The organism is Aminobacter sp. DSM 101952, from assembly GCF_001424795.1.
In the GTDB taxonomy this organism is placed as follows: domain Bacteria; phylum Pseudomonadota; class Alphaproteobacteria; order Rhizobiales; family Rhizobiaceae; genus Aminobacter; species Aminobacter aganoensis.
This window is the reverse complement of record NZ_LMCL01000006.1, coordinates 57466-82801: the sequence shown is the minus strand read 5'-3', so window position 1 is coordinate 82801 and position 25336 is coordinate 57466. Positions and strand designations below refer to the sequence as shown.

Genomic DNA, 25336 nt, shown 5'->3' with positions numbered 1-25336 from the left:
AGTAGTCCGAATCCATCACGCTCCCCCCAAGAACGGGACTTAGTAAGAACATCTGGCGTCTGAGAATTTATCGAGCCAAGGTGTGGCCGAGCTTGGCCGCGATGCGATCTGCAGCATCTTTGACGAGGTCACCAATTTCGGAAAACCTTGCCCTCGAAATGGCGTCGCGTGGCATGGCGACGGAAATGGCCGCAACAGGTTGGCCGCTGTCATCCAAGATGGGCGAGCCATACGACAGGACCCCCATGATGCTCTCATTGAGGGATGTGGTGTAACCTACCGATTGCGCCAGTCTGATCTGGGACGCAAGCTTCTCCAATCCGGTGATCGACCGGGGCGTTCGCTGCTCGTAGGGTCCTTCGCCAATCAGCTCTCGCATCTCTGCAATGCTCATTCCGACAAGCAGTGCCTTGCCGATAGCCGTCGTATGCAGAAGGCACGGGTCGCCGGGATTGGCTCGGATGACGATTGGGCCAGTGCCTTGGACGCACAGCAGCAAAATGGCGGCAGCTCCGCGCCGGACACCGGCAAAACAATTGAACCCATGTGCCCGGGCAAGGTTCTCAAGCTCAATCTGACTGGACCTGATCAGCCGGTTCTGATCTTGCGCTCCATATGCCAAGCCGAGCACGGCCGCACCCAACCGGTACCTTCTTTCGGTGTCCTGCTCGGCATAGTCGTGTTCGGAGAGGGTGTTAAGGAGGCGCTGTACTGCAGCCGGGCTCAGGTCGAGGCGTCTGGACATCTCGCGCACTCCCTGGGCTCCGTTCTCCTTGAGGAGCCGGAGGACAGCAAGGCCCCGTTCGAGGGAGAGAGAGCCACTCATTGTTGTTCCTATAATTAGAGTGGTGTTTCGATAAATGACACTTGCTTTTGATACCAATCAACCGCCAAGTCAATCGGAATGTTCACTATAGTGGGTCGCACTATAATGAACATGCGGTCGACAAGGCCGCATGGATATACGTGTAGCAATCGGGCTCAACGTACAGCGGATCAGGCGAGAATTGGGTCTCTCGCAAGAGGAGCTATCGTTCCGTTCGGGCTTCACGCGAGGTTATATCAGCAGCCTCGAGGCAGGCAGGCGCAACATCACGATACTGTCCCTGGTTAAACTTGCAGATTCGCTCGGCACATCTGTCGACCAGCTAATCCGCACCCCAAATGGCCGGCGCGCCGAAGGCGTTTGAATACGGCATTTGCAGCCGGCAGTTCATCCGGCGCGCCTGATCAACACTTCCACTTCGACCTGCAATGCTAGCGCAATGACTTCGAGCGTATCCACAGTCGGGGAATTGCCCTCACGCTCGAGCTTGCTGATATAATTGCGATCGAGGCCGCATAGATCCGCCAATTGCCCTTGCGTCAGACCCGAAGCTGAACGCCTCATCCTAAGGTTTCGTGCAAAAACCGACCTTAACTTCATGGATTCGAGAACAGCATATTTTCTACATATACATATACATACTATAGTAATAAATGAATAAGGCCCAACTTGAAAAAGGGCGCTCTCCATACATCTCTGTCTCACCTACTCCAAACACGGTTACAGATGCAGAGAGAGCTTCTACAAATATTCGAGACAACGGCGCGAATGAGCGAGGCTGGGTCGGTCAATGAAATCGTCAAGCGCCTTAGACAGGGGCTAACGCGGTTCGGTTACAGCGCGTGCCTGATCACAAACCTGCCCAGGCCTGAACATGAGCGGTGGCAACAACACATCCTGATCAACGAGTGGCCCCGACAATGGTATGAGCGCTATGTGAATGCCGGGCACTATCGAAATGACCCTTGCGCTCTCATAAGCCGGTCCACGGAAGTGCCCTTCCTTTGGGAGGAGGTTGCAAAACGCCATCTCTGCAAGGCCTCGCGGCGGGTAATGGAAGAAGCCGGCGATTTTGGGTTGCGGCAGGGGCTGTGCGTTCCGATCGGGTTGGGGACCGGAAACCCGGCAGTGGTCACCATGGCTGGCGAGGAGATCGGACTTTCCCCAATAGCCCGCTGCACGGCACATGCTCTGGCAAGGCATGCCCATTCCGCGGCCAGGCGATTGATTGCCCGCACCAGTCCGCGATTTGCTCCGCTGTCACCGCGCGAGAGAGAAGTCCTCAGATGGGCTTCCCTGGGTAAGACAGCCTGGGAAATCTCCAACATCCTTTCGATTTCCGAAAGCACGGTAAATACCCATTACCGTAACTCCCGATGCAAGCTCGACACCACGAATGTGGTTCACACCGTCGCAGAAGCGCTGCGACGAGGCGAAATCGAGCTGTAATCCGCCTTGGAACGTGCCCCAATGCCGCATCTGCCATTCGCCGTCCATGTCATAGACCGTTTCAATCGCAACGCTTACACTCGGGAGGTGGAGCAGCATTTCCGGATTCGTCACGACATCTATGTCGTGCACCGCCAATGGCTGGACCTTGCCAGGCCTGACGGACGCGAGGTCGACCCCTTCGACACCGACGATGCCATTTACCTGCTTGGTTTAGAGCAGGGGAGGGGAGTGGTTGCCGGAAGCAGGCTGATACCGACTGAAAAGTCCAACCTGTTCAAGAATCTGTTTCCGCATCTGGCGGCCAATGGCGTACCCGTGGGGCACGAAATTCTTGAATGGACGAGGTTCTTCGTGGTTCCAGACCTCAGGGGAGGCCAGAAATCCTCTCTCGCCGCGGGCATCATGCTTTGTGCGATCCAGGAATTCTGCCTGACCCGCCTAAAAACGGCACTGATCGTGGTTTGTGAGGATTTCTGGTTCGACCGGCTGTCTGCACTAGGCTGGCAGCCGCGTCGCCTGGGCGCACCTGGTCGAGATGGAGGGGCCGTCATTGTCGGGCTGCAGATCAGGATCGATCCTGAGGCGCTGGAATGCACCCGAGAATATTACGGAATTGCTGGCAGTTGCCTGTGGTCCGGCAGGCCATCCGAACGGATTTAAAGCCACAGGCGACCAGCCGCAGTTCCTTGGATAAAGGGCTGGGGCGATAATTTGTGCTGGCGTCAGAGAGATTGCCAGTAAGATAGCTTGCGGTCTATCAGAGCCCATTGCGAGACATACTCGAGGCCGTCCGAGATGAAGCCAATGGTGCTGATCGTTTCACAGGAAACGGAATTCTATCTGCTCTTCAGCCACATCCTGCAGGCTGAGGGCTTTGACACCGAGTTGATCCACAAACCCGTCGACACCCATGCAACTGCCGAGACAAAGCGGCCTATGGCGATCGTTCTCGACTGCCAGCTTAATTCAGAGTTAGCGCCGATGATCAGCGGCCTCAAGAACGACACGCCAACCTCGCAGATTTCAGTCATAGGCCTGCTTGCGGCGGACGCTCAGGCACAGCACATCGACTTGCTAAAGGCAGGAGCCGACGAGATATTTCAGCGGCCATTCCCACCGGCGCAGCTTGTCGCTCTACTCCATAACAAGCGACCCGCAAAATCTAAAAAGCCAGCTTCCTCGAAAGGTCTACTGGCATATCGCGATGTCGAGCTCAACCTCGATACACATCGCGTTTACGCCGCAGGCAGGGAGGTGAAACTGCCTCCCATAGAATACAAGCTGCTGCTGCATTTTATGCTGTCGCCTGGAAAGGTGTTTGGGCGCGAAGATCTAATCGTAGCGGCCTGGCCGCGTAAGGCAATTGCCGACGAACGCAGTGTGGATGTGCATATCGGCAGGCTACGCAAGGCGCTGAAGCGCGCAATCGGCTATGACATGATCCGCACCGTGAGAACTGCGGGGTATGCCCTGGCTGAACCGGACATTAGCTAAGGTTACGAACCTTGGCCGCGATCCCCGACGCTTAAGCTCGTCAATACCAAGATTCACCGATGGCGCCCCATTCACGCGAGAATAGGTTCCAACCTTGCTGACTGGTTCTCATGGCGGTCGAACTGGGGGTGGTATGAATCTGGTACTGAAAGTCTTACAGGCCGACGATCTCGGCGCCGTCGCGCATTTGCGGCTGGACGCCGCGCAGGAGCGGTTTGCGGGCGGCAAGCTAGGGGAGATCTTTGGCAAGTTCCAGGCGGCGCGCTCACCTGCAGAAACTCCCATTGCAGTTGTTGCGGACGGCGCTGTCGTGGGGTTTTTCATTCTGCGGCAGCCACCTGCTTCCCCTGCCTGGGCACCCGCCTCGGCCGTGTCGTTGCACAATCTTCGCATTGGCGTGAGCTTTCAGGGGAGGGGCTATGCGAGGCAGGCGATGGAGGCGACGGTTGACTGGATCCGGGACCATCGTCCTTTGGCCGATCGGCTCATGCTGGCCGTCAACGAGCTGAACCTGCCCGCGTTGCAGCTTTACGCCAGTTGCAACTTCTTCGGCACCGGAACGACTCTGGAGGGTCCGATCGGCCGTCAGCTTGTACTGGTGCGTCCGATCGTCTCTGGTGCTGACACTTAGTGCCAACGGCACTTTCCGCAGCCCTCACAACTGTTCCAGCGGAACCATAAGTTTGAAAAGGCAATCACCGGGCTCCGCAAGCGAAGGAGCGCGACGACAGGCCACGAGACCTGAGCTTGCAAACCTGACCAATTGAGGCTCCCGATACGGCCACTCGACAGGATGGATCAGTCCGGCTTCGTCATCGGCCCGCACTTCGTCGCCGAGTTCGGCGAAGGGTTCGAAAATACCGCGCGAATGAGAGTAGACGAAGGAATCCCGCCCGGCGACCATCATGATACGCGTGGGCTGCGCCGGTTCGACAAGCAATTCGGGGGTGACCCCGAAATGCTTGAGCAGGCGTTTCAGGCCCTTTTCCGCAAGCGCAGCACCGGCTGACGACAAGGTGGCGCCGCCACCGAGTTCGGTTGTCAGTGCCAAGATGTTTCGTTCCTCGGCCGCGGAAGCGAGTGTTGTCATCCCCCCACCGCCTGCACCATTGCTTACAAAGCTGATCGGGGCTCCAAACACTTCCATCATCTGGAACAATGCCTGCCGCTGTCCCTCATCCCGCCCAGGCCTTACCAGGGAACTCTGAACGTAGTGTAGGGATCTGCCGCCCGAATGGAGGTCGACCACGAAATTTGCCATCGGGATCAGGACCTCGCTGACGTAATGGGCGATCATCTGGCTCGGCGTCCCAAGAGCGTTGCCAGGGAACATTCTGTTGAGGTTGCCCTCATCCAGGGGCGACACGCGCCGTCCCGAGATCACGGCCGGATAATTCAGCGCCGGCACTATGATCACCCGTCCACGAATGTCGGCGCAGTCGAGACTCCGGGCCAGATTGAGGAGAGCAACTTGGCCTTCATATTCATCGCCATGTGTGCCTGAGATGAGCAAGGCAGTCGGACCGGGGCCATTCTTCAGGCAGAAAACCGGAATAGGTATCCAGCCATAGGCAGACAGATCGGTAGAATGCGGCAACCGGAAACAGTCTGATTGACTGCCATCGGCGTCAAAATCGACAGGTGTCCAGATGCGAGATTGCAAAGTCATTTTCTGACCCCTTCAGAACTGTCAGTGAAGCAAGTTGCTCAGAAATGCTCGTGTGCGAGCGTGGGTGGGAGCCGCAAAGAATGAAGCTGGATCCGACTGTTCGACGATGCTTCCTTGGTCCATGAAAACGATCCGGTCAGCCACCTCCCGCGCGAAGTGCATTTCATGCGTGACGCAAACCATCGTCATGCCATCTCGAGCAAGGCTCGTCATGACGTCGAGCACCTCCTTGACCATCTCCGGATCAAGGGCCGAGGTCGGTTCATCGAACAGCATGATCCTAGGGTTCAGGCACAGGGCCCTTGCAATGGCGACCCGCTGCTGCTGGCCGCCTGACAGTTCGGCTGGATATTTGTTCGCCTGCTCCGGGATCTTAACTTTTTCGAGGAAATGCATCGCAATCTCGGATGCAGCGCCCCGTGACTTTTTTTGAACCCGGCGAAGGGACAGGGTGCAGTTGGCAAGCACTGTGAGATGCGGAAACAGGTTGAAACTCTGAAACACCATTCCCGTCTGCCGGCGGGCAGCCGAGGATTTGGCTGCGTCCATTTCCAGTGGGGTATCCGCCAGGCGAATGGTGCCGCTCTCATACTTTTCGAGCCCGTTGACGCAACGGATGAGTGATGACTTTCCTGACCCGGACGGTCCGCAGATCACAATGCGAGAACCGGTGCCAACAACCAGGTCTACATTCTTCAGCACATGAAACGTGCCATACCATTTGTTGAGCGCAGCGATGTCGATCGCCGGCGCAAGCGAGTGCTCCTGCATTTCTTCCTCCGACTGGATTGGTCCGGGGCCGACTTTAGCGTCGGTCCGCTTTCAGCAATTTGCGCTCGAGTTGCTTGACGCCACCGGTGACAGCGAGTGCAAGCAACAGGAACATGACCCCTGCAACTGTAAGCGGCTCGGCATACCGGTATGTATCGGACGCGATATCAAAGGCGCTTCCCAGCATCTCGGGCACGGCAATGGCAGCCAGGTATGGCGTGGCCTTCAGGATCGAGACGAAATAGTTGCCCATGGGCGCCGCAATGTTCCGCAGCATCTGTGGTGCGATGACAAAAACGACGGCATCGACGCGACCCAGGCCTAGCGCGCGCGCAGCCTCCTGCTGTCCTTTAGCCACGGCATCGATGCCAGCTCTGAAAACTTCCGCGAGATAGCCGCTGTAATAGACGCTGAGCCCGAGGATACCGACTGCAGTAGTGGGCAGCCGGACGCCATAGAAAGGCAGCACGAAATACATGAAGTAGAGCCATCCTAGCACCGGAGTTGCTCGAATGAAGTCGATGACGAAGCGCATGACATAGTCCGCTGTCCATCCGCTCCTGCGGATCATCTCGAAAGCGAAGCCTAGCCCGGCAGCTCCGGCGCACGACAACGCAGTGATGATCAAAGTCGTGCCTACAACGCTTAGGATCGTAGGAATGGTTGCTATGGCGAAGCCTATTTCAAATCCCATGAAGCTGGCTCCTCCGTTCGCCGATCCGGCTGGAAAGATATCGCCCCATCAGGGCGATGGGATAGCAGACCACGAAATAGGCAAGCAGCAACGAGGTATAGATTGCTACGGGGTCGTACTCGATCTGGGCCAGTTCCTTGGCCCTGAAGGTCATGTCGGTGAGCGTGACCAACGAGACGATCGCCGTGCCCTTCACCAGCTGAATGAGTTGGTTGATGAAGGTTGGTGCCATTGCCGTGAGTGCTTGAGGCAGCTCGATCATGAACAGGACCTGCGCTCTTGTGAGCCCCAGCGCGGACCCGGCCTCGCTCTGCCCCTTGTCGAGCGCCTGAAGACCCGCGCGGACCGATTGGCTGGCGTAACCGCCTATGTTCAACCCGATCACCATTGCCCCCACCGTCATTGCCGAGAGTTCAATGCCAAATACGGGGAGGGCATAATAGAAGACGAACAGCAGGATGATGACTGACGAACTGCGCCAGAATTCGATTACCGCCGTGACTGCGAACCTGGCCAGACCGGTCGTCAAGTGCTGGGCTATTCCGAACAGCAACGCGAAAGGAACCGCAAACAGCAAGCCATAGAGTGTTACCAGCGCTGTGACGTGAAGGCCCTGCAATATACCGAGCCATATCTGGAAAATCGACATCATCGTTCTCTCAGCGGGAACAGAGACTGGCTGCAGTGATGCCAGCAGGCACGGTTTCGGGGGTCCCGAAACCGTAATTTTCCATCAGTTTGGTCAATGTGCCGTCCGCACGCAGCCTTGCGAGGCGCTCATCGAGCATGTCGCGTAGATCCGCATCTTCCAGGCGAAACGCAATCGCCGCGAAATTCGCCTTGTCATCGCTCGTCTCGAATGGAACTGCCCTTTCCAGGCCAATAGCTCCTCGACCGGCGAGCAGGCCGATCACTGTCGGGGAGGAAAAGACTGCTACATCGATCCGTCCCGCTCTCAATGCGGAAACATTTGCCTCAATATCGGGGAACAAAAGCATCTGAGCGTCAGACACGCCGGCGCTGGTGGCATTCTTGACGACAGAGCTGCCCCGGCCTGCACCCATGATGGTATCGGCGTTGGTGGCAATGTCCGCATAGCCATGGATACGCTTGGGATTGCCTGAAAGCACAATCGCGGCGTCAGGGACCTTCAAGTCCGGTGTCGCGAACGCAACCTGCTTGCAGCGCTCGGGAGTGATTGCCAGTCCTGAGGCTATGGCATCGAAACGGCCGGCCAGCAGACCTGGAATGAGCGCGCCAAACTCTGTGACACGTATGTCGAGTTCGATGCCGTCACCGGCAAATGCTGCTTTCAGCAGATCTGGGTGCCAACCCGACGGCTGTTTGCTCTGCTCGTCGCGGTATCCCCATGGCTTACGATTATGGATGCCGATGACCAGTTTACGCTCTTCGAGCATGCGTTCGCGGGCACCTGCGGCCTCGGCACTCACCAAGGATGCCTGCACGGCAGACAATGCGATGGCAATCGCAAGAATTGTCGATTGAATGGACCCAGCCTTCAAGTCAGTTCCTCCCTGAGCTTCTGTCGCGGCCGCGGCTGTTCCCGGCCTTTCGGCACGGTTGCCCGCGAAACCCGACCACACTCAGTCGGTAGACCAGGTATACCTAGCTGTCAACAAATATGTATTCTATATGAATTTTATATGTGATTCGTATGTTGCAAATTTGATAGGAACGTTGGCGGTGAATGTCATTCTTCATGAAGCGGTGCGGCAAGAACTGGAGCAGCGCGTGGAAAGCGGCAACTACAAATCCGGAACAATGCTGCCGTCGACTGCAGCGCTCGCCAGGGAATTCGGCGTCAGCGCCATCACGATCAAGAGGGTGCTTCGCGACCTTCAGACGTCTGGTGTTCTCAGATCGGTCGCCGGGCTCGGGACCTTTGTCAGGGAACGAAGGCGCTTTGTTAGAAACCTCGATTTCTCGCTCAATAGCCTCGATGACGCAAACCGACTTGGGATCCCCGCGCGCGTCGAGCCAATCTCGATAAATCGAGAGTACATTCTTGATCCACAGCTCGCCGAGTTCGCAGCTGCCCCCAAAGACAAGCCCATGATCTGCATACGCAAGGCCATCATCGCGCAGGCCGAGAAAATCATGCACGACACCACCTACGTCTCCATCGACCTGGACGACAAGACAATCGATGAGTTCTCGCGAAGGCTGGTCATGGAGGTGCTTGCAGAACGCGGGCTGGAATTCACCTCAAGCCGGATCATGATTGATGCGGCGCCGGGCCCGCCTGAGGTTTGTCAGGTTTTTTCGCTACCGCGCGGCTACCCCGTCCTGCGCAGGCTCTACAAGTTGACCACCGCAAGCGAGGACCAATTCGTCGCCGGCATGGCCCAGTCACCATTCGATCGGCTCGCCTGCACGACCGAGATAGATCTGGCTCACCGTGCCGATGCTTGCCTGCGCCAGCGCTGAACACCCATCAACCGCAAATGAGGAACAACATGCTGCCAGCCCCACCTCCCCCGGACGTCCCTCTCCATGAACTTGAGCGCCGGCTCGCCTTGATCCGGCAAGAGATGGCAAGCGATCGGATCGACATCCTCGTCCTGACCGGACAGAAAAATATCGAGTATTTCACGGACTACCGAACCTTGTCGTGGGCATATCATGCAAGGCCGTTGTTCGCCCTGCTCGATGAAAGCGGCGTTCGCGTTATTGCAAGCAGCATTGAAACCAGGAACCTCGAATCCAAGCCGCGTCACTTTCCCTGGTTCTACTACGACGGCTATCTGCCTGAGGCTGCGGATGCCGTCGCCGAGCAGATCAGACGCCGCAGAATCGGGAAATTTCTGCGGATCGGAATCGACTACGGACAGGACATGTTCGGTCGCGGCTCGATCGAACTCGTGAATGGATTGCAGACCCTTGCGGGCGAGAGTGGCCTGCTGAGTGGAGCCGCCGCTCTTTGGCGCACACGGTGCATCAAGTCCCGTTTCGAGGCTAATCTCAAGCGGATGTCGTTTGCGATCGTAAATGCGGCATTCGACCAGGCAGTTTCCGAAGCCCGGTTGGGAATAGCCGAGTTCGAGTTTTGCCGGCTGGTGCAAGCCCACATTATCAGGAACGGAGCTGACAAAGCGGATCCGATAGCAATGACTTTCGGCAAGGGCGATTTCATTTACAGCCGCCATCCAGGTGCCCGCCAATTGCGACAAGGCGACTACCTTTGGACGGATTTTCGCTCAACATATGGCGGCTATCCGGCAGATCGCAATCGCATAGCCAGGGGAGGGGAGCCAGGACCCGCAGAGATCAGCTTATATGACACCACGCGTTCTCTAACCCTTGCACTTGTCGACAGCATTCATGCCGGGATGAGGTGCAGTGAGCTTTTCGCCAACTACCGCAATCTTTGGCACGACGCGGGCCTGCCTCCGAGCTACGGTTTGGTCAGCCGCATTGGGCATGGGGGAGGTCTTGACGTAACCGAACCTCCTTCCATAGCAGCAGACAGCGATGCAACCATCCGTGCCGGAATGATCCTCCATATCGAGCCCAAGTTAGAATTTGATGGCGCGGTCTATCAGTTCGAGGAGATCGTCTATGTCTGCGAGGACGGGATCGAGTTTCTAAGCACTCCGTCCCCGGCCGCCATACCTGTTATCGCCTAGAGGAACCCGAAGGGCTGGCTCGTGATGCTCCCCTATGCCGATTCTTCAATTCCTCCTTGCCCGCGGGCCCGCAGTTAAACTATGCTCGCAAAGAGCATTGCCGGTTCTGATCCTGGAAATTTAGGGCAACTACATCTGCCGGACAAACAGGCGATGCCGATACGCTGACCTTCAATGTCAGCGTATCGGCGGCCTGAATGAACAGTTCATCCTTTCGATGAAGCCAGAACTGCAGCATTGTCCTACCCTGGCTGTCCGGCGGGCAGGGTGGTTAAAAGTCCTCGTCTCGTCGCTCGTCAGGTCTCGACCCGCCTGCATAGTGCAGCGCAGCCATGCGGACACCTCCACAAATCTGTCGATTGAGTGGCAGTGCCTTATGCCTGCATCAATGATCGAAGTAGCGCTCCAAACCAAACGGGGAGGCTTGCGCGGGCAGCTCGATCACGCGGTATCCAACTTTCCATGTCACGACATCAATCCCATTTGCGCCTGGTCCGAAAACTGGAAGAGGGCCTTGGCAACGACCTGTGCGCCGCACTAGCAGATCCCGACGTCGTCGAGATCATGGTCAACCCCGATGGCCGTACCTTCATCGAACGATTTAGCAGTGGGACTGTCGCTGCCGGAACGATGACCAGCTTGTCCACCGAGTTGATCATAGGAGTTGTAGCCCACGTCCTACAGACCGAGGCCAACAGGTCACATCCCGTCGTCTCAGGCGAATTGCCCATCGGCGGGCATCGCTTTGAAGGGGTGTTGCCTCCAGTCGTTAGTGGGCCGGCATTTTCCATCAGACGCCGCGCTTCCCGTATCATTGCGCTGCAAGAATATGTGGATACACAGGCGATGACGACCGATCAGGCCGCGACAATAAGAAAGGCGGTCGCTTCACGACAAAATGTCTTGATTGCAGGCGGCACGGGATCCGGAAAGACGACCCTGGCCAATGCGCTGATCGCCGAAATGGCAGCGATGGCACCCTCCGATCGTATCGTCGTGCTTGAGGACACGGCCGAGATCAATTGTCCCGCGATCAACACTTTGTCGCTGCGAACTGCCTACGATGTCGACATGAACAGTCTTCTGAAGAGCACTATGCGGCTTCGTCCCGATCGGATTGTGGTCGGCGAGCTTCGCGACGGAGCAGCGTTGACCTTGCTCAAGGCCTGGAACACCGGCCATCCCGGCGGTGTTACGACTTTGCACGCTAACAGTGCGGTTTCAGCTCTGAGGCGCCTCGAGCAGCTTACGGCCGAGATCAGTCAGCAGCCCATGCGTGAAGTCATAGGCGACGCCGTCGACATCGTCATCTCCATGCAGCGGACCCAACGAGGCCGCAAGGTCACCGACATAATCGCCGTTAGTGGATACGACGGTTCAAATTATCAATTGAGGGGGATATGAGTGAATTACAATCTGCGTGTGTGCCAGACGCTTTCAGGGGTTGCAGTATTCTTTGCCAGCAACTCCGCCCTTGCATCCAGCGGTGGGGCCTTGCCCTGGGAGCGGCCCCTACAACAGATCCAACAATCGATCACTGGACCGGTCGCAGGCTTCATCGCACTGGCGGCTGTTGCGGTCGCTGGAGGGATGCTCATCTTCGGTGGGGAGCTGAACGACTTTGCCCGCCGGCTGTTCTACGTCGTGCTCGTTGCAGGCGTGCTGCTGGGTGCAACGCAGATCGTTGGCCTATTTGGGGCTACAGGCGCTTCGATCGTGGATTGCAGGACCCTGGGCTGTATTGTTGACCAGGCGCCCAGCCATGTCTGACAGCTCTACGCCCTTGCAGATCAATCGCATACACCGCGCCCTTTCGCGCCCTAGCCTTCTTCTCGGTGGCGACCGCGAACTGATTTTGTTGTCAGGACTGGCGGCGATCATCCTGATCTTTGTCGTCCTGACCTGGTACGCCGCAGGGGTAGGCTTCATCGTCTGGATCACTGCTGTCGCAGTCCTGCGAGCCATGGCCAAGTCGGATCCATCCATGAGGCAGGTCTATCTCAGACATATCCGTTACCGCTCGACATATCGGGCAACAGCAGGGCCATGGCGAGGTTGAACGATGGTCTCCTTGAAGAGTTTTCGCTATCGGCATACCACATTCGCTGATCTTCTGCCTTACGCAGCGCTTGTCGATGATGGCGTCATCTTGCTGAAGGACGGGTCGCTGACGGCAGGATGGTATTTTGCAGGCCCCGACCTCGAGAGTTCCACCCACCTTGAACGGAACGAGCTCACCCGGCAGATGAACGATTCCCTTGTCCGCATGGGATCAGGCTGGATGCTGCAGGCCGAATCCATGAGGATAGGGGTCTCAGGCTATCCGCTTGAGCAGGACTGCCACTTCCCGGACCCGGTTACACGCGCGATCGACAGCGAACGCCGCGAACTATTCGAAAGCGGAGGGGGACATTATGAGTCCAAGCATGCGCTCATCCTGACATGGCGTCCGACAGATCGAAGAAAATCAGCACTAACGCGCTATTTCTATGCAGGGCCGAACGAGCGCCGACCCGGCTACGCTGACGAGGCCCTTGCCCGCTTCTTAGACGCGATAAGCGAGATCGAACAAAATCTCCGCAACGCAGTCTCTATCGAGCGGATGTGTCGCCGACAGGCAACTGACGCATCTGGCAAGGTCGCTCTGTACGACGACCTGTTCCAGTTCGTCCGATTCTGCATCACTGGTGAGAATCATCCGGTTCGGCTGCCCGCCGTTCCCATGTATCTCGACTGGTTGGCCACGGCAGAATTCAGGCATGGATTGACGCCTACGGTCGAGAACCGTTTCGTTAGCATTGTCGCAATCGACGGACTGCCGTCCGAAAGCTGGCCGGGCATGCTCAACTCGCTCGACCAGCTGTCGCTGCCATACAGATGGTCGTCGCGTTTCATATTCCTTGACGAGCAGGAGGTCCGCCCCCTGCTTGAGCGCACTCGCAAGAAGTGGCAGCAGAAGGTGCGTCCGTTCGTCGACCAGCTTTTCCAGACGTCGAGCCGTGCTGTCGATCAGGATGCACTTGCGATGGTGGCCGAGAGCGAGGACGCCATCGCTCAGGCAACCTCGCGACTCGTGTCCTATGGATTCTATACGCCTGTTGTCGTGATGTTCGGCAAAGAAGAGGGCCTACTGCGCAAACAGGCCGAGACCGTTCGGCAATTGGTGCAGGCCGAAGGCTTTGGCGCCAGGATCGAGACCCTCAACGCTACAGATGCCTATTTGGGTAGCCTGCCAGGCAACTGGTACGCCAATGTCCGCGAGCCTCTGATCAACACCCGCAATCTCGCGGATCTGCTGCCCTTGAATGCAACCTGGTCAGGCAATGCAAAGGCACCATGCCCGCTCTACCCGCCGGGCTCTCCTCCACTAATGCAGGTCGCATCCGGTTCCACCCCGTTCCGCGTCAATCTGCATGTCGACGATGTCGGCCATACCTTGATTTTCGGCCCGACCGGATCTGGCAAGTCAACACTTCTTGCATTCATTGCCGCGCAGTTTCGCCGCTACTCGTCCGCCCAGATATTCGTGTTCGACAAAGGGGGTTCGATGCTGCCTTTGACCTTGGCAGCAGGCGGTCGCCATTACACAATTGGCAGCGTCAATTCGGCAGAGAAAGGGCATGACGAAAAGGCCAAGGAAAGGCTTAACTTCTGCCCGCTTCTTGATCTTGCTAATGAATCCGATCGTGCATTCGCATGCGAATGGCTGGAAACGCTTGTGGTGCTCCAGGGGACCGAGGTTACGCCCGAAGACCGGAGTGCCATAAACCGCCAGATCGGGCTTATGGCAGGATCGATGTGCCGGTCGCTGTCAGACTTCGTGTCGGGCGTTCAATCGCAAAAGATCAAGGGCGCGCTGCAATTCTATACGGTTGAAGGTCCTGCCGGACACCTGCTGGATGCAGAGATCGACACCCTGTCGCTCGATACTTTCCAGACGTTCGAGATAGAGGAGCTCATGAACATGGGTGAACGCTACCTTGTCCCGGTGCTCACCTACCTGTTCAGACGTATCGAAAAGCGCCTCACGGGTGCACCCAGCCTCATAGTTCTTGACGAAGCCTGGCTCATGCTTGGCCAACCCATCTTTCGCGAGAAGATACGAGAATGGCTGAAGGTATTGCGCAAGGCGAATTGCGCCGTCGTCCTGGCAACCCAATCGATTTCGGATGCAGAACGCTCGGGCATCATCGATGTTCTGATGGAAAGCTGCCCGACCAAGATCTGCCTTCCCAACCCCGCAGCACGCGAGGGCGGCGTGCGGCCGTTCTATGAGCGATTGGGCTTCAATAGCCGCCAGATCGAGATCGTGGCCTCGGCGCAGCCGAAGCGCGATTACTACATTGTCTCGTCCGATGGCCGACGGCTGTTCGAGATGGCTCTTGGGCCGGTGGCGCGTGCCTTCCTTGCAGCGACTTCGAAGCAGGACATCAAGCGCATCACATCGTTACGCGCAGATCACGGGAGCGCATGGGTACGCTTGTGGCTGACCGAAAGGGGGGTAACCGATGCAGCAGCGCTTCTGGACGACTGTTAGCGACAACAATGCACGGCTGGTTCTGGCCATCTGCCTTGCGATCAGCTTTCCAGCGTCTGCCCGGGCTGGAGCTGTAACCGGGCAGGCAACGGAGTGGACCCAGTTGCTCAACAATGGCCAGCTCATCAGTCTCGCCGGAAAATCTGCGCAGCAGGTGAACAATCAGATTACGCAGATCGCCCAATCGGCTGAGCAAATTCAGAACCAGCTCAACATCTATCGGAACATGCTCCAAAACACTGCCCGCCTGCCCGAGCATGTCTGGGGCCAGGCGCAACAAGACCTCAGCAGGCTTCGACGGGTCGTCGCCCAAGGACAATCAATTGCCTTTTCGATGGGCAATCTCGATGACCTCCTCAACCAACGTTTTCAGAGCTTCAGCCAATTCAAGACCGAACTGCCGGACGGGGCATCCTTCTCCAAAACCTATGAGGCCTGGTCAGCGACCAATCGCGACACCATCGCCGGCACATTGGGGGCCGCCGAACTCACCTCGAACGACTTCGCGTCCGAGGAGGGGACCCTGTCCTCGTTGCGGACGATGTCGGAGACCGCCGACGGTCAGATGAAGGCCCTGCAGGTTGGACATCAGATAGCCGCCCAGCAGGTGTCGCAGGTCCAGAAGCTGCGCGGACTGGTCGCCCAGCAGACAACGTTGATGGGCGTCTGGATGCGCGCCGAGCAGGCCAAAAAGGATCTTTCGCAGGCGCGGAGGGAGCATTTTTTCGATTTCGCGGAGCCAAGCGTCCGGGGCGGGCAGGAGATGAGGCCGCGATGGTGAACAGGCAGCTCTTCTTCTTGGCCCCGACCCTGATGCTCATGGCGACGGTCCCTGCCATTGGGCAGGAGGGATCGGTGCTGACTGAGCTCGAGAACTCGATCACGACTGCCGCCAAGGGCTGGGAGCAGACAATCATGTCCGCAGCCCGCTCGCTTTTCTGGATCTTGGCAGCCATCGAAATCGCTGTTGCCGCCATCTGGCTTGCAATCAACGCAGCCTCGCTGGAAGCCTGGTTCGCTGAACTCGTCAGACGAACGATGTTCGTAGGCTTCTTTGCCTTCGTTCTGGATCGTGGGCCGAGCTTCGTAAGGACTGTGGTCGACAGCCTGTTTCAGATTGGCTCTGCAAGCGGATCCGCATCCCCTGCGGACATCTTCAATGCGGGCATCAAGGTCGCTACTGCGATGTCCAAACAGGCAAGGTTCGGACTTTTCGAGGATAACGCCCTGGCAATTGCCGCAGTGTTCGCAATGGTGGTGGTGGTCATCTGCTTTTCGCTTGTGGCCGCGGTGTTCGTCGCCGTGATGGTCGAAATGCATGTCGGCTTGCTTGCCGGCATGATCATGCTCGGCTTAGGAGGATCGTCGTTCACAAAGGATTTCGCAGTTCGCTACCTGATATATGCGTTCTCGGTCGGCATGAAGCTGATGGCCCTTGTGATGATCGCTCGAATTGGCTCCAAAGTCCTGCTCGACCTCGCTGGCCGTTCGGGTTCTGAGAATGACCAATTCGTGGCGTCTCTGGCGATCGCGGGCATCTCCGTAATCGTGTTCATCATCGCCATGTACGTGCCGGCAATCATACAGGGTGTCGTCCAGGGCGTGTCAACATCGAATGGTCTGGAGGCAATCCGCCACGGCAGTCAGGCTGCGACTGTTGCCGCCGGCGGTGCCTTCCTCGGCACTGCGGCTGCCGCCAACGGTGCTGCCAGTGCAAGGCTTGCACGATCGTCAGGATCGTCAATGGCCGCTGCTGCGTTGCGCGGGGCGGCGGCTGCCGTCGGCAATACAACCAAGGCTACCGCGTCGGCTGCCAAGGACAAGATGATAGCAGCCCCTGGATCTCAGGCAAGCTCACTGCTGGGGCTCGCCAATTCCAAACTAGGCCCATCCCGCCCTAACGGACGTCAGTCGTAGCAAACAGCCTGAATGATCAGCATCGGAAACTGCAAGAAATGTCAGAGAATGATTTGGGCAGTCCATATCTTGCGGCCCGCGAAGAATGGAACGAACGGTACGGTAGCTATGTCAGGCAGGCTGCAGCCTGGAGAATGATGGGTATCGTTGCCATGATCATGGCAACGATCGGTTTCGGTTACGCGCTCTACCTAAGCTCTCAGGTTAAATTGATTCCATATATCGTAGAGGTGGATAGGCTCGGCGGCGCGATCGCCGCAGGCTTTCCTCAGCAAATCGAATATGCTGACGCGCGTGTGGTGCGGGCGACGCTTGGCAGTTTCATTGCAAGCTTCAAGAGCGTGACGCCAGACGCGGTGGTCCAGAAACAATACATCGATCAGACATATGCGCTTCTACGCGCGACCGACCCATCGACCGAGAAGATAAACGCCTGGTACCGGGCGAACTCTCCGTTTGAAAAGGCGCGCAGCGCCACCGTTGCCGTCGAGGTCAGCAATATTGTTGCGCTTTCAAACCAGTCCTACCAGATCGACTGGACCGAGTTCGAGCGAGACCGCAAGGGCAAGGAAAACGCGAGCCGTCGTTTCCGCGGCATCGCCACGGTGACGCTGACCCCACCCCAGGACGAGAGAGTCATCCGGCTCAATCCGATCGGGCTTTACCTTCGCGACTTCGATTGGACAGCTCAACTCTGAAAGGTATGCAATGCCGAGTTTGAAAAACAGCACGCGCAAAATCGCCGTGCTCGCGCTAATCATGTCATTGGCACCCTTTCATGATGCTGACAGCCAGGATCTTGAAACGACAGGCAACGAGGCACGGGCTTCGGCCATTTCCAATCAGTGGCGAGCCAAACGAGGTCTCGTCACTAAAGGCTCAGATGGCAAGGTCACTTTCCTGTTCGGTGAAGTTCAGCCTTCAATCGTCTGCTCGCCACTGCAGGTATGCGACATCGAACTCGAGGCTGGCGAGATCGTGCGGGACGTCCTGGTTGGCGACACTGTCCGATGGAAGGTCGAACCAGCAAGCTCCGGCGCGAGAGACAATCAGGCTATCCATCTGATCGTCAAGCCTTCCGAGGCCGGACTCATCACGTCCATGGTCGTCACGACCTCCAGACGTACCTACCACATGCAGTTGCGATCCCACGAGATCACCTACATGCCCAGAGTTGGATTTGACTATCAGACCGACACATCGGGAAAGTTGGCGAGCGTCAATGCCCGGCTCGATGCCGCAAGGTCATCGGAGAGACATGCGGCAGAGGGGCTAGACTTTGAATACAAGATTTCGGGCCGCGCGCGCTGGAAGCCTATGCGCGTCTACTCAGACGGGTCCAAGACCTACATTCAGTTTCCCCGTTCGATTGCCGGACAGGATTTGCCAGCTCTGTTCGTGGTATCCGGAGGTACGGACCGCATAGTCAACTATCGGTTCAAGGGCGACCTCATGACCGTCGACTTCGATGTGCAAAAGGCGGTCCTTGTTTCCGGAACCGGGTGGGGCAAGGAAAAGATTACCATCCAACGGGGAGGGCGATAATGGCGGCTCCTTTGTTGCGAAGGCTTCTCGTTTCGGGATTTACTCTGCTGGCGCTATCAGCTTGCCAGACCGCGGGATCGGACGACCGTTCGAAACTTAGCATTCCGCAATCGGTCGTCCAATCGATCGCCATCGACATGACCAGCCGCTTCGGCGAGCACTTTCAGCCAGGCACCACACAGGTCGATCTTGGCCTGGAAAATTCGCCTTTGGCCGATGCGCTGGCGGAAGCGCTGACGCGCGGAGGCTACGCTGTGGTCAGAGGCAAGCCCGCAGACCAAAGGCAGGGCAAGACGCTTGAGCTTGCCTATCACATTCACCCTCACGAAGGTCAGATCCTCGCGACGCTGTCCACGCGCGAGTCATCGCTATCGCGAGCTTATGAAATCTCAGGGGAGGGCGCCAAACCAGCCAGTTCGTTCTCCATTCTCCGTCGAGGCTGAGGGAGGCTCATGGTTCAGTCATTACAACTTGGTTCGAGCTCAGACCACTCCGGAATCGTTCGCATCAATCGCCGGCCGTTGTTTATCGCCGTGGCCATTGTGGTTGTATTTGTGGCAGTTCTGTTCGCTGGATTGATGACCCGCAGCCTATATCTGGACGCTGGGTCCGGGCTTGACGAAGCAAGCGGCAGCCCGGCCTCAAACTTCGCCGACCAACTCAAGAATGGCGTTGGGAACGCTATCATCGGTGAAAAACAAGCTGTGGTCCCTCAGCCGAGCAACGGCCAAACATCGCCGATTCGATTGCAAGAGGTAGTCCTCAACCAGCCGGTGGTTCCAGCAGCGTCTACCCCACCAAGCGAGGAAAGCGACGAAGCGTGGCGTCAACGGCTCGAACGCGAACAGCGCGAACAATACTTGCGCGAACGCCACAGGCAGCACCTTGCCAAGCTCCAGGCGTTCGCTGCCGCACGGGACGCTCCACTTGCAATTGACAAGTCCAAGCTGGTTACGGAAGCGCATGACATTCACCTGGGAACATCATCGAGCACACTACCGGATGGGGACAGGTCGGCATTGGATGCGGCCCTGAGATCAGTTGCGATCGATCTCAATGGCCAGCACGGCAAAGCAGCGTTTCTACAGCAACAATCCAAGGACAACCTGGGCTATCTGCCGAACAGGATGATCCGTCAACGCTCGGAACGGGAACTCAAACGTGGGTCCGTTATCCCCGCGATAATGGTCTCCGGAGCAAATTCAGATCTCCCCGGCCGCCTGATCGCTCAGGTATCCCAGAACGTTTATGACACAGCGACTGGAAGACTGCTTCTTGTTCCACAGGGCACCAAGCTGTTCGGCCGCTACGACAGCAATGTCACCTTTGGTCAGTCGCGGCTTTTGACAGTCTGGACGGACCTCATCTTTCCCGACGGGTCGACACTGCAGATTGGCGGCATGCCCGGTACCGATAGCGAAGGCTATGGTGGGTTCAAGGACAAGGTGGACCGCAAGCTCCTGCAGACCTACGGCTCGGCGGTGCTGGTCGCCTTAATCGGGGCGGGCACGGGTTTGGCCAATCCGTCAAACTCCCGCTCAGATGGCGCCGGCCAGAATTTCGGTGACACGGCCCGCACGAGTTTCAGCGAAGTCTTCGGTCGTCTCTCCGAACGCTCCATACAGCGCAACATGGATGTCCAGCCAACCGTCCGGATACGCTCCGGCTACCAGTTCAACATTGTTGTCGACCAAGACATTGTCTTCGACACTTCTCCCGCCCCATAATTCGCTCAGCCCATGACAGTCCACGCCATGATAGTGACTGGGGCAAGAGCTGCGCCCATCCACTGGGCCGACCCAATACCAGGCGGGTAACACAAAAGGAGCGAGCTATCTGGCACCTGAGGAATAGACAAGTGATAGTGACGCGGCGGGTCTCGCAGGGCTCCAATCGGAGATCCGGTCATCCTGTCGCTTGCTTGGCCAAGGTCTTATCCGGTAGAGCTCGCTTCAAGACCTAATGCTCGCGATTTCCGCTGGCAAAATGCAGGCAATCTGAGGTCAGTCTGATCGGGAAAGAGCAATGAAGCGTCAAGTTCGACCGTTTGTCGTGGAAGTCAAGCGGAAGCGCGGCAGTCAGAAACCAATGAAATCCATTTGGGGCGCTGTCGACTTGGCATCGATAGCAGCTGAAACACAGGCAATGGTGGACCTGGCTGGGCCTCAACTTCTTGACTCTGTTCGCACACATGTTGTTTCTGACCATGGGTTTAAACCACAAGCGGAGCTTGACATGCCATCCCCGAACGAAGCTGAGACAGAGCAGACAGTGACCGAAGAGCCTGCAGTTAGCGAGGCGCCAACTGCCAAGAAGGCCAGCCGAGCCAAGACGGTCAGATCGCCCAAGAAACGCGCGGCGAAAGCTGAGCCTGCGCCTGACGTTCAGGCTGCCCCCGCTCGTGCGGGTCGCAAGGTATATTCTCCAAAGGAACGGGCTGAAAGGCTGAGCAGAATCGAAAAGGCGATCGGCGGCGGTGATAGCGTAAAGGGTGCAACAGCGCAGGCTGGCATTTCGGAGCAGACATACTATCAGTGGAAAAAGGCTGCGGCTCCTGCCCCATCAGAAGGCGGCGAACTGAAGGATCTCGTAGCGCTCGAAGAAGAAAACAAGCGTCTTAAGACACTGCTTGCGGAGAGGCTCCGCCAAGAAAATGCCGAACTTAGGAAAAAGCTCGGCCTTAACTGAATGGCCTGTATTCCGTGCCCCGCTCTACTAGCTCGAATTGGCGACTACACATCGTAAGAGCCGACGTTAGGATGAAAAACCGACCGTCAAAGGGCGGCTCCGGGGGCCTTGCTTCGATCAAGTAAAAGCGTGCAGGCATGGCGCCCGACAAGGAAAACCCGCTCCCAAACAGGAGCGGGTTTTGATTGCCTCGCAAGCAAGGCTATAGTTGTTGGCAGAGCGCCCTTTAGGGCGGGCGGGGCGTGTGCTCTACACGACAACGATATCAAGCCATCCTTTTCAGCGATAGCTGATATCTATGCGTCCAACCGAGGGCACTCCGTCCTCATGGCGCTGCAGTCTTTTGAGTAGTCCTCGGACAGGGATCACGGCCTCGGCGTGGAGACAGCCAGCTTTTGCTCGCCTGCGAGCCCCGCGAGTTGGGAGTTTGCTGGCCCGAGAGTTCCCTTATCCATCAAAGCAAGAACCTTGACGAAGCATCCGCAGTGTCGGCCAGCTCGCTTGACTTGATCTCAGACAATCCGCCGACAATTGCATTGTTGACGAAATCCCGGGCGTTCCCGGTCGCAGGGCTGCCAAGACAAGCACGTACATTCCCAACCAACAGGGCCAGAGGCATTGCCTCAGCGGTCTGGGCTGCACTCTCGGGCGGTGTGCCCGATTTGATTTCACCCCTGGTCCAATGGTCGTCGAAAGCGGCCTAGGGAACCTGACTGCCACGGCTGCATTGTGAAGGGCACTCTTCTTACGAAAGGAATTTGCCATGACCAAGACTCCGCGCCTGTCGACGCGCAATATTGCGACCGTCCATGACCAAAAACTGGAGCGAGGCGAGGGTGGCGAGCTCCATCAGATTGCAGAAGCAGACACACCTATTCTAACAACCGCGCAAGGGACGCCTGTTTCCGACGACCAGAACTCATTAAAGATAGGCGCGAGAGGGCCGACGGTCCTCGAAGATTTTCATTTTCGTGAGAAGATTTTCCACTTCGACCATGAACGCATTCCCGAACGGGTCGTGCATGCTCGAGGTTACGGCGCTCATGGATTCTTTGAAACATACGACTCCTTGGCTGCCTATACGAGAGCCGACATCTTTCAGCGAGCGGGTGAGCGAACGCCTGCGTTCGTACGTTTTTCAACGGTCGCAGGCAGTAAGGGATCGTTCGATCTTGCTCGCGACGTGCGCGGCTTCGCCGTCAAGCTGTATACCCAGGAAGGCAATTGGGATCTCGTCGGCAATAACATCCCGGTGTTCTTCATCCAGGACGCGATCAAGTTTCCCGACATTATCCACTCAGTGAAACCCGAGCCTGATCGGGCGTTTCCGCAAGCGCAGTCGGCACACGACAATTTCTGGGACTTCATCAGCCTCACGCCTGAATCGATGCACATGATCATGTGGGTCATGTCGGATCGCGCGATCCCGCGATCGTTTCGCTTCATGGAAGGCTTTGGCGTCCATACCTTCCGCTTCGTCAACGCCAAGGACGAGTCCACCTTCGTCAAGTTCCACTGGAAGCCGAAGCTCGGGCTGCAATCGGTGGCCTGGAATGAGGCGGTAAAGATCAATGGTGCGGACCCAGACTTTCATCGTCGCGACCTCTGGCAGGCCATTCAATCGGGCAACTTCCCCGAATGGGAGATGCGCGTCCAGCTCTTCGACCAGGACTTCGCCGACAGCTTCGATTTCGATGTCCTCGATCCAACCAAGCTCATTCCAGAGGAAATCCTCGAGCCAATCCCCGTCGGCAGATTAGTACTGGACCGAATGCCCGACAACTTCTTCGCCGAAACGGAGCAGGTCGCCTTCATGACCCAGAATGTGCCGCCAGGCATTGATTTTTCCAACGACCCGCTGCTGCAGGGACGCAACTTCTCCTACCTCGATACCCAACTCAAGCGATTGGGCAGCACGAACTTCACCCATCTGCCCATCAATGCGCCCAAATGCCCGTTCCACCATTTCCAGCAGGATGGTCATATGGCGATGCGCAATCCGGTCGGCCGCGTGAACTATCAGCCGAATTCATTCGGGGAGGGGCCCCGGGAATCGCCCCAACAAGGTTTCCGCTCCTTTGCCGATGCCGAGGAGGGACAGAAGGTCCGCCTTCGAGCGAAGAGCTTTGCCGATCACTACAGCCAGGCCAGGCAGTTCTTCCAGAGCCAGACAGCTCCGGAACAGCGCCACATAGCCATGGCCCTGACCTTTGAGCTGAGCAAGGTCGAGACCCCGGTGATCCGGGAACGGATGGTATCTCACCTTTTGAACATCGATGAGGGGCTGGCCGTGACCGTAGCCGACAAGCTTGGCATCAAGAAGCTTCCCGCTCCGGCGGACGCAGCAGTTACGCCCCGCGATGACCTCCAGCCGTCGCCAGCGCTCAGCATCATTGAGAATGGTCCCAACAGCTTTGCCGGCCGCAAGGTGGGCGTGCTCGTCAGTCCTGGCACCGATATCTCCCTTTTGAAAAAGCTCCAGACGGCGATCGAGAAGGAGGGGGCCGTGATGGAAGTCATTGCGCCGAAGGTTGGGGGCGTGGAAGCCGCAGACGGAACCTGGATCGAAGCTCGGCACATGATCGACGGCGGGCCATCGGTTCTGTTCGATGCGGTCGCTCTGCTTATTTCGGACCAGGGAGCAGAGCGCCTGATAGGTGAAGCGGCGGCACGCGACTTCGTCGCCGATGCGTTTGCCCACTGCAAGTTCATCGCCTTCACGCCGGGAGCGGTACCACTTCTGCAGAAGGCCGGGGTTGATCATGAAGCCGACGAAGGCCTGATCCCCCTCGTCGATGCGAAGGCGGCCAAGGCATTTGTCGAAACCTGCCGCAAGCTTCGACTGTGGGGCCGGGAGACCGCCGTCAAGCTCTAAACAATCAGCCACCGCGGGAGCCGATCATGCAAATCATCCGTACGGAAATCGAACAAGATCTCTCGACCGAAGAGCATCCCATTGTGCGAGTGATGTTTAAGGGTGAGGGGGGTGAATGTGTCATTGTCGACATGGCCGACGTTGACGCACTCGCGCTCGACGAAGACGCAGCAATAAAGCGTGCGAAGGCCGTGCTCGTGCAGACCGCCACATTCGATGTTTCCGTCAATGAGTATGACGCTCGAAGCAACGGCAACTTTGATCAGGTCAGCGTAACGGAAGCGACGGATCAAAGCGGCGGGATCTATATCTTTGAGTACCGCGACGGTGATGGCGTTCGGCGAGTTCCTCCCTCGAGAATGCCGAGTTTGAATGCCGCTCGTGAGGAGGCGCTTCGGTGTGCGGTAGAGCTGCTGGCAGACCTTGACCTAAGCGCGGGTGCACTCCCGGACTGGCTCATCCGCATTTACGACGACGACGGCAATCTTCTAGCAGTCGTCGACGTCCAACAGGCGAACGCAGCTCGTCAGACGGCTGATCAGAAAGCGGACGGATCGTGACGGCTTGTAGGGTGAGAGAGGCTGCTTCTGTCGGTCGGATACCGGGGGGGCGATAATGGCGGCCCAGGGGCTTGCACATGGTCAGCTAGGGCAGAATTGTTTGCATGTTTGCGTCGACATGCAGCGGCTGTTTGCACCAGGCGGCCCTTGGGCCGTACCTTGGGCACAAAAAGTGCTGCCGGCGATTGAAGAGCTTGCTGGCAGGCACGAACGGCAAACCTTGTTCACGCGCTTCGTTCCCGCCGCCCGTCCGGGCAATGGACCAGGCACGTGGGCGCGCTACTACCGCCGTTGGGCTGAAGTCACCCTGGCCCACATGGACCCAAGCTTCGTAAGGCTGCTGCCCACGCTTGAGCGCCTCGTTCCTCCTGCTCGCGTACTCGACAAGCACGTCTACTCGCCGTGGACGGAGGGGCGTCTCGATGAGCTGCTGACTTCGCAGTTCGACACGCTCGTCATCACGGGCGGAGAAACCGACGTCTGCGTTCTGGCGACGGTCCTGGGTGCGATCGATCGGGGTTTCCGGGTCGTGCTGGTGACGGACGCATTATGCAGTTCTTCCGACAAGACGCACGATGCTCTCATGGAACTGTATAACGCCCGGTTCAGTGAACAGGTCGAGATCGCCACCATGCGGGAAGTGCTGGAGGGATGGCGGTAG

28 protein-coding genes are annotated in these 25336 nt (G+C 57.6%); 21 read left to right on the top strand and 7 right to left on the bottom strand.

The window, feature by feature from the left end:
- Positions 1–67 precede the first annotated feature (67 nt).
- Positions 68–826 carry an IclR family transcriptional regulator gene (locus ASC75_RS07670; protein WP_055972569.1) on the bottom strand — a complete coding sequence of 253 codons (759 nt, stop codon included), beginning with the start codon at positions 824–826 and terminating at the stop codon, positions 68–70.
- A 130-nt stretch (positions 827–956) separates the two neighbouring features.
- Between ASC75_RS07670 and ASC75_RS25330 the strand changes: the two genes are divergently transcribed.
- Complete coding sequence (locus tag ASC75_RS25330; RefSeq protein ID WP_082496451.1) at positions 957–1190, top strand: helix-turn-helix transcriptional regulator; 234 nt, start codon at positions 957–959, stop codon at positions 1188–1190.
- Positions 1191–1213: 23 nt separating this feature from the next.
- On the opposite strand, the gene ASC75_RS25325 is transcribed toward ASC75_RS25330, so the two are convergent.
- Positions 1214–1426, bottom strand: coding sequence for a helix-turn-helix transcriptional regulator (locus ASC75_RS25325; RefSeq protein WP_082496450.1), 213 nt, complete (start codon positions 1424–1426; stop codon positions 1214–1216).
- Positions 1427–1594: 168 nt separating this feature from the next.
- Here ASC75_RS25325 and ASC75_RS07665 point away from each other — a divergent pair, with 168 nt between their 5' ends.
- The 4 genes from ASC75_RS07665 to ASC75_RS07650 all read left to right on the top strand — a co-directional run bounded on the left by ASC75_RS07665 (position 1595) and on the right by ASC75_RS07650 (position 4403).
- Positions 1595–2275 carry a LuxR family transcriptional regulator gene (locus tag ASC75_RS07665; protein WP_162244908.1) on the top strand — a complete coding sequence of 227 codons (681 nt, stop codon included), beginning with the start codon at positions 1595–1597 and terminating at the stop codon, positions 2273–2275.
- Between the two features lie 21 nt (positions 2276–2296).
- On the top strand, positions 2297–2938 hold the full coding sequence (locus tag ASC75_RS07660) for an acyl-homoserine-lactone synthase (RefSeq protein ID WP_055972563.1): 642 nt from the start codon (positions 2297–2299) through the stop codon (positions 2936–2938).
- Between the two features lie 144 nt (positions 2939–3082).
- The gene (locus tag ASC75_RS07655) at positions 3083–3772 is read left to right on the top strand and encodes a response regulator transcription factor (protein WP_162244907.1); all 690 of its coding nucleotides are present in this window, start codon (positions 3083–3085) and stop codon (positions 3770–3772) included.
- 133 nt (positions 3773–3905) lie between these two features.
- On the top strand, positions 3906–4403 hold the full coding sequence (locus ASC75_RS07650) for a GNAT family N-acetyltransferase (protein ID WP_055972555.1): 498 nt from the start codon (positions 3906–3908) through the stop codon (positions 4401–4403).
- A 24-nt stretch (positions 4404–4427) separates the two neighbouring features.
- Here ASC75_RS07650 and ASC75_RS07645 read toward each other — a convergent pair whose 3' ends face one another.
- The 5 genes from ASC75_RS07645 to ehuB are packed head-to-tail and all read right to left on the bottom strand — an operon-like array spanning position 4428 to position 8429.
- The gene (locus ASC75_RS07645; RefSeq protein ID WP_055972552.1) at positions 4428–5441 is read right to left on the bottom strand and encodes a succinylglutamate desuccinylase/aspartoacylase family protein; all 1014 of its coding nucleotides are present in this window, start codon (positions 5439–5441) and stop codon (positions 4428–4430) included.
- 21 nt (positions 5442–5462) lie between these two features.
- Entirely contained in the window at positions 5463–6212 is a 750-nt protein-coding gene (locus tag ASC75_RS07640) for an amino acid ABC transporter ATP-binding protein (RefSeq protein WP_055972550.1), read from the bottom strand.
- 34 nt (positions 6213–6246) lie between these two features.
- A complete protein-coding gene (locus tag ASC75_RS07635; protein WP_055972547.1) occupies positions 6247–6906 on the bottom strand; it encodes an amino acid ABC transporter permease in 660 nt (219 codons plus the stop codon).
- Complete coding sequence (locus tag ASC75_RS07630) at positions 6896–7558, bottom strand: amino acid ABC transporter permease (protein WP_348271281.1); 663 nt, start codon at positions 7556–7558, stop codon at positions 6896–6898. Before ASC75_RS07630 ends, ASC75_RS07635 begins: the two co-directional genes overlap by 11 nt.
- Positions 7559–7565: 7 nt before the next feature.
- Positions 7566–8429: an ectoine/hydroxyectoine ABC transporter substrate-binding protein EhuB gene (gene ehuB / locus ASC75_RS07625; protein WP_055972546.1), complete on the bottom strand. Its 864-nt coding sequence runs from the start codon at positions 8427–8429 to the stop codon at positions 7566–7568.
- Positions 8430–8610: 181 nt separating this feature from the next.
- Here ehuB and ASC75_RS07620 point away from each other — a divergent pair, with 181 nt between their 5' ends.
- From ASC75_RS07620 to ASC75_RS07550, 16 genes are all read left to right on the top strand, one after another.
- The gene (locus ASC75_RS07620; protein ID WP_162244906.1) at positions 8611–9354 is read left to right on the top strand and encodes a GntR family transcriptional regulator; all 744 of its coding nucleotides are present in this window, start codon (positions 8611–8613) and stop codon (positions 9352–9354) included.
- 29 nt (positions 9355–9383) lie between these two features.
- Complete coding sequence (locus ASC75_RS07615; protein ID WP_200943441.1) at positions 9384–10553, top strand: M24 family metallopeptidase; 1170 nt, start codon at positions 9384–9386, stop codon at positions 10551–10553.
- A gap of 462 nt (positions 10554–11015) precedes the next feature.
- Positions 11016–11957 carry a P-type conjugative transfer ATPase TrbB gene (gene trbB / locus ASC75_RS07610; protein ID WP_055972538.1) on the top strand — a complete coding sequence of 314 codons (942 nt, stop codon included), beginning with the start codon at positions 11016–11018 and terminating at the stop codon, positions 11955–11957.
- A gap of 12 nt (positions 11958–11969) precedes the next feature.
- Positions 11970–12323 carry a TrbC/VirB2 family protein gene (locus ASC75_RS07605; protein ID WP_055972696.1) on the top strand — a complete coding sequence of 118 codons (354 nt, stop codon included), beginning with the start codon at positions 11970–11972 and terminating at the stop codon, positions 12321–12323.
- On the top strand, positions 12316–12612 hold the full coding sequence (locus ASC75_RS25320; RefSeq protein WP_082496448.1) for a conjugal transfer protein TrbD: 297 nt from the start codon (positions 12316–12318) through the stop codon (positions 12610–12612). Before ASC75_RS07605 ends, ASC75_RS25320 begins: the two co-directional genes overlap by 8 nt.
- A 3-nt stretch (positions 12613–12615) precedes the next feature.
- Complete coding sequence (locus ASC75_RS07600; RefSeq protein ID WP_055972536.1) at positions 12616–15090, top strand: conjugal transfer protein TrbE; 2475 nt, start codon at positions 12616–12618, stop codon at positions 15088–15090.
- Positions 15062–15871, top strand: coding sequence for a P-type conjugative transfer protein TrbJ (trbJ, locus tag ASC75_RS07595; RefSeq protein ID WP_082496447.1), 810 nt, complete (start codon positions 15062–15064; stop codon positions 15869–15871). The genes ASC75_RS07600 and trbJ overlap by 29 nt, the downstream gene beginning before the upstream one ends.
- The gene (trbL, locus tag ASC75_RS07590) at positions 15865–17007 is read left to right on the top strand and encodes a P-type conjugative transfer protein TrbL (RefSeq protein ID WP_055972534.1); all 1143 of its coding nucleotides are present in this window, start codon (positions 15865–15867) and stop codon (positions 17005–17007) included. Before trbJ ends, trbL begins: the two co-directional genes overlap by 7 nt.
- Before the next feature lie 38 nt (positions 17008–17045).
- A complete protein-coding gene (trbF, locus tag ASC75_RS07585; protein WP_055972531.1) occupies positions 17046–17705 on the top strand; it encodes a conjugal transfer protein TrbF in 660 nt (219 codons plus the stop codon).
- Between the two features lie 61 nt (positions 17706–17766).
- Positions 17767–18552, top strand: a complete 786-nt coding sequence (gene trbG / locus ASC75_RS07580; protein WP_244487783.1) for a P-type conjugative transfer protein TrbG — start codon at positions 17767–17769, stop codon at positions 18550–18552.
- Positions 18552–18995, top strand: a complete 444-nt coding sequence (locus tag ASC75_RS07575; RefSeq protein ID WP_055972524.1) for a hypothetical protein — start codon at positions 18552–18554, stop codon at positions 18993–18995. The genes trbG and ASC75_RS07575 overlap by 1 nt, the downstream gene beginning before the upstream one ends.
- 9 nt (positions 18996–19004) lie before the next feature.
- A complete protein-coding gene (gene trbI, locus ASC75_RS07570; protein ID WP_055972522.1) occupies positions 19005–20279 on the top strand; it encodes an IncP-type conjugal transfer protein TrbI in 1275 nt (424 codons plus the stop codon).
- A 298-nt stretch (positions 20280–20577) separates the two neighbouring features.
- Complete coding sequence (locus ASC75_RS07565) at positions 20578–21240, top strand: transposase (RefSeq protein WP_184117422.1); 663 nt, start codon at positions 20578–20580, stop codon at positions 21238–21240.
- A 763-nt stretch (positions 21241–22003) separates the two neighbouring features.
- Positions 22004–24115, top strand: coding sequence for a catalase (locus ASC75_RS07560; RefSeq protein WP_055972519.1), 2112 nt, complete (start codon positions 22004–22006; stop codon positions 24113–24115).
- 26 nt (positions 24116–24141) lie between these two features.
- Positions 24142–24675, top strand: a complete 534-nt coding sequence (locus tag ASC75_RS26680) for a hypothetical protein (protein ID WP_055972516.1) — start codon at positions 24142–24144, stop codon at positions 24673–24675.
- 55 nt (positions 24676–24730) lie between these two features.
- The gene (locus ASC75_RS07550; protein ID WP_082496446.1) at positions 24731–25336 is read left to right on the top strand and encodes a cysteine hydrolase; all 606 of its coding nucleotides are present in this window, start codon (positions 24731–24733) and stop codon (positions 25334–25336) included.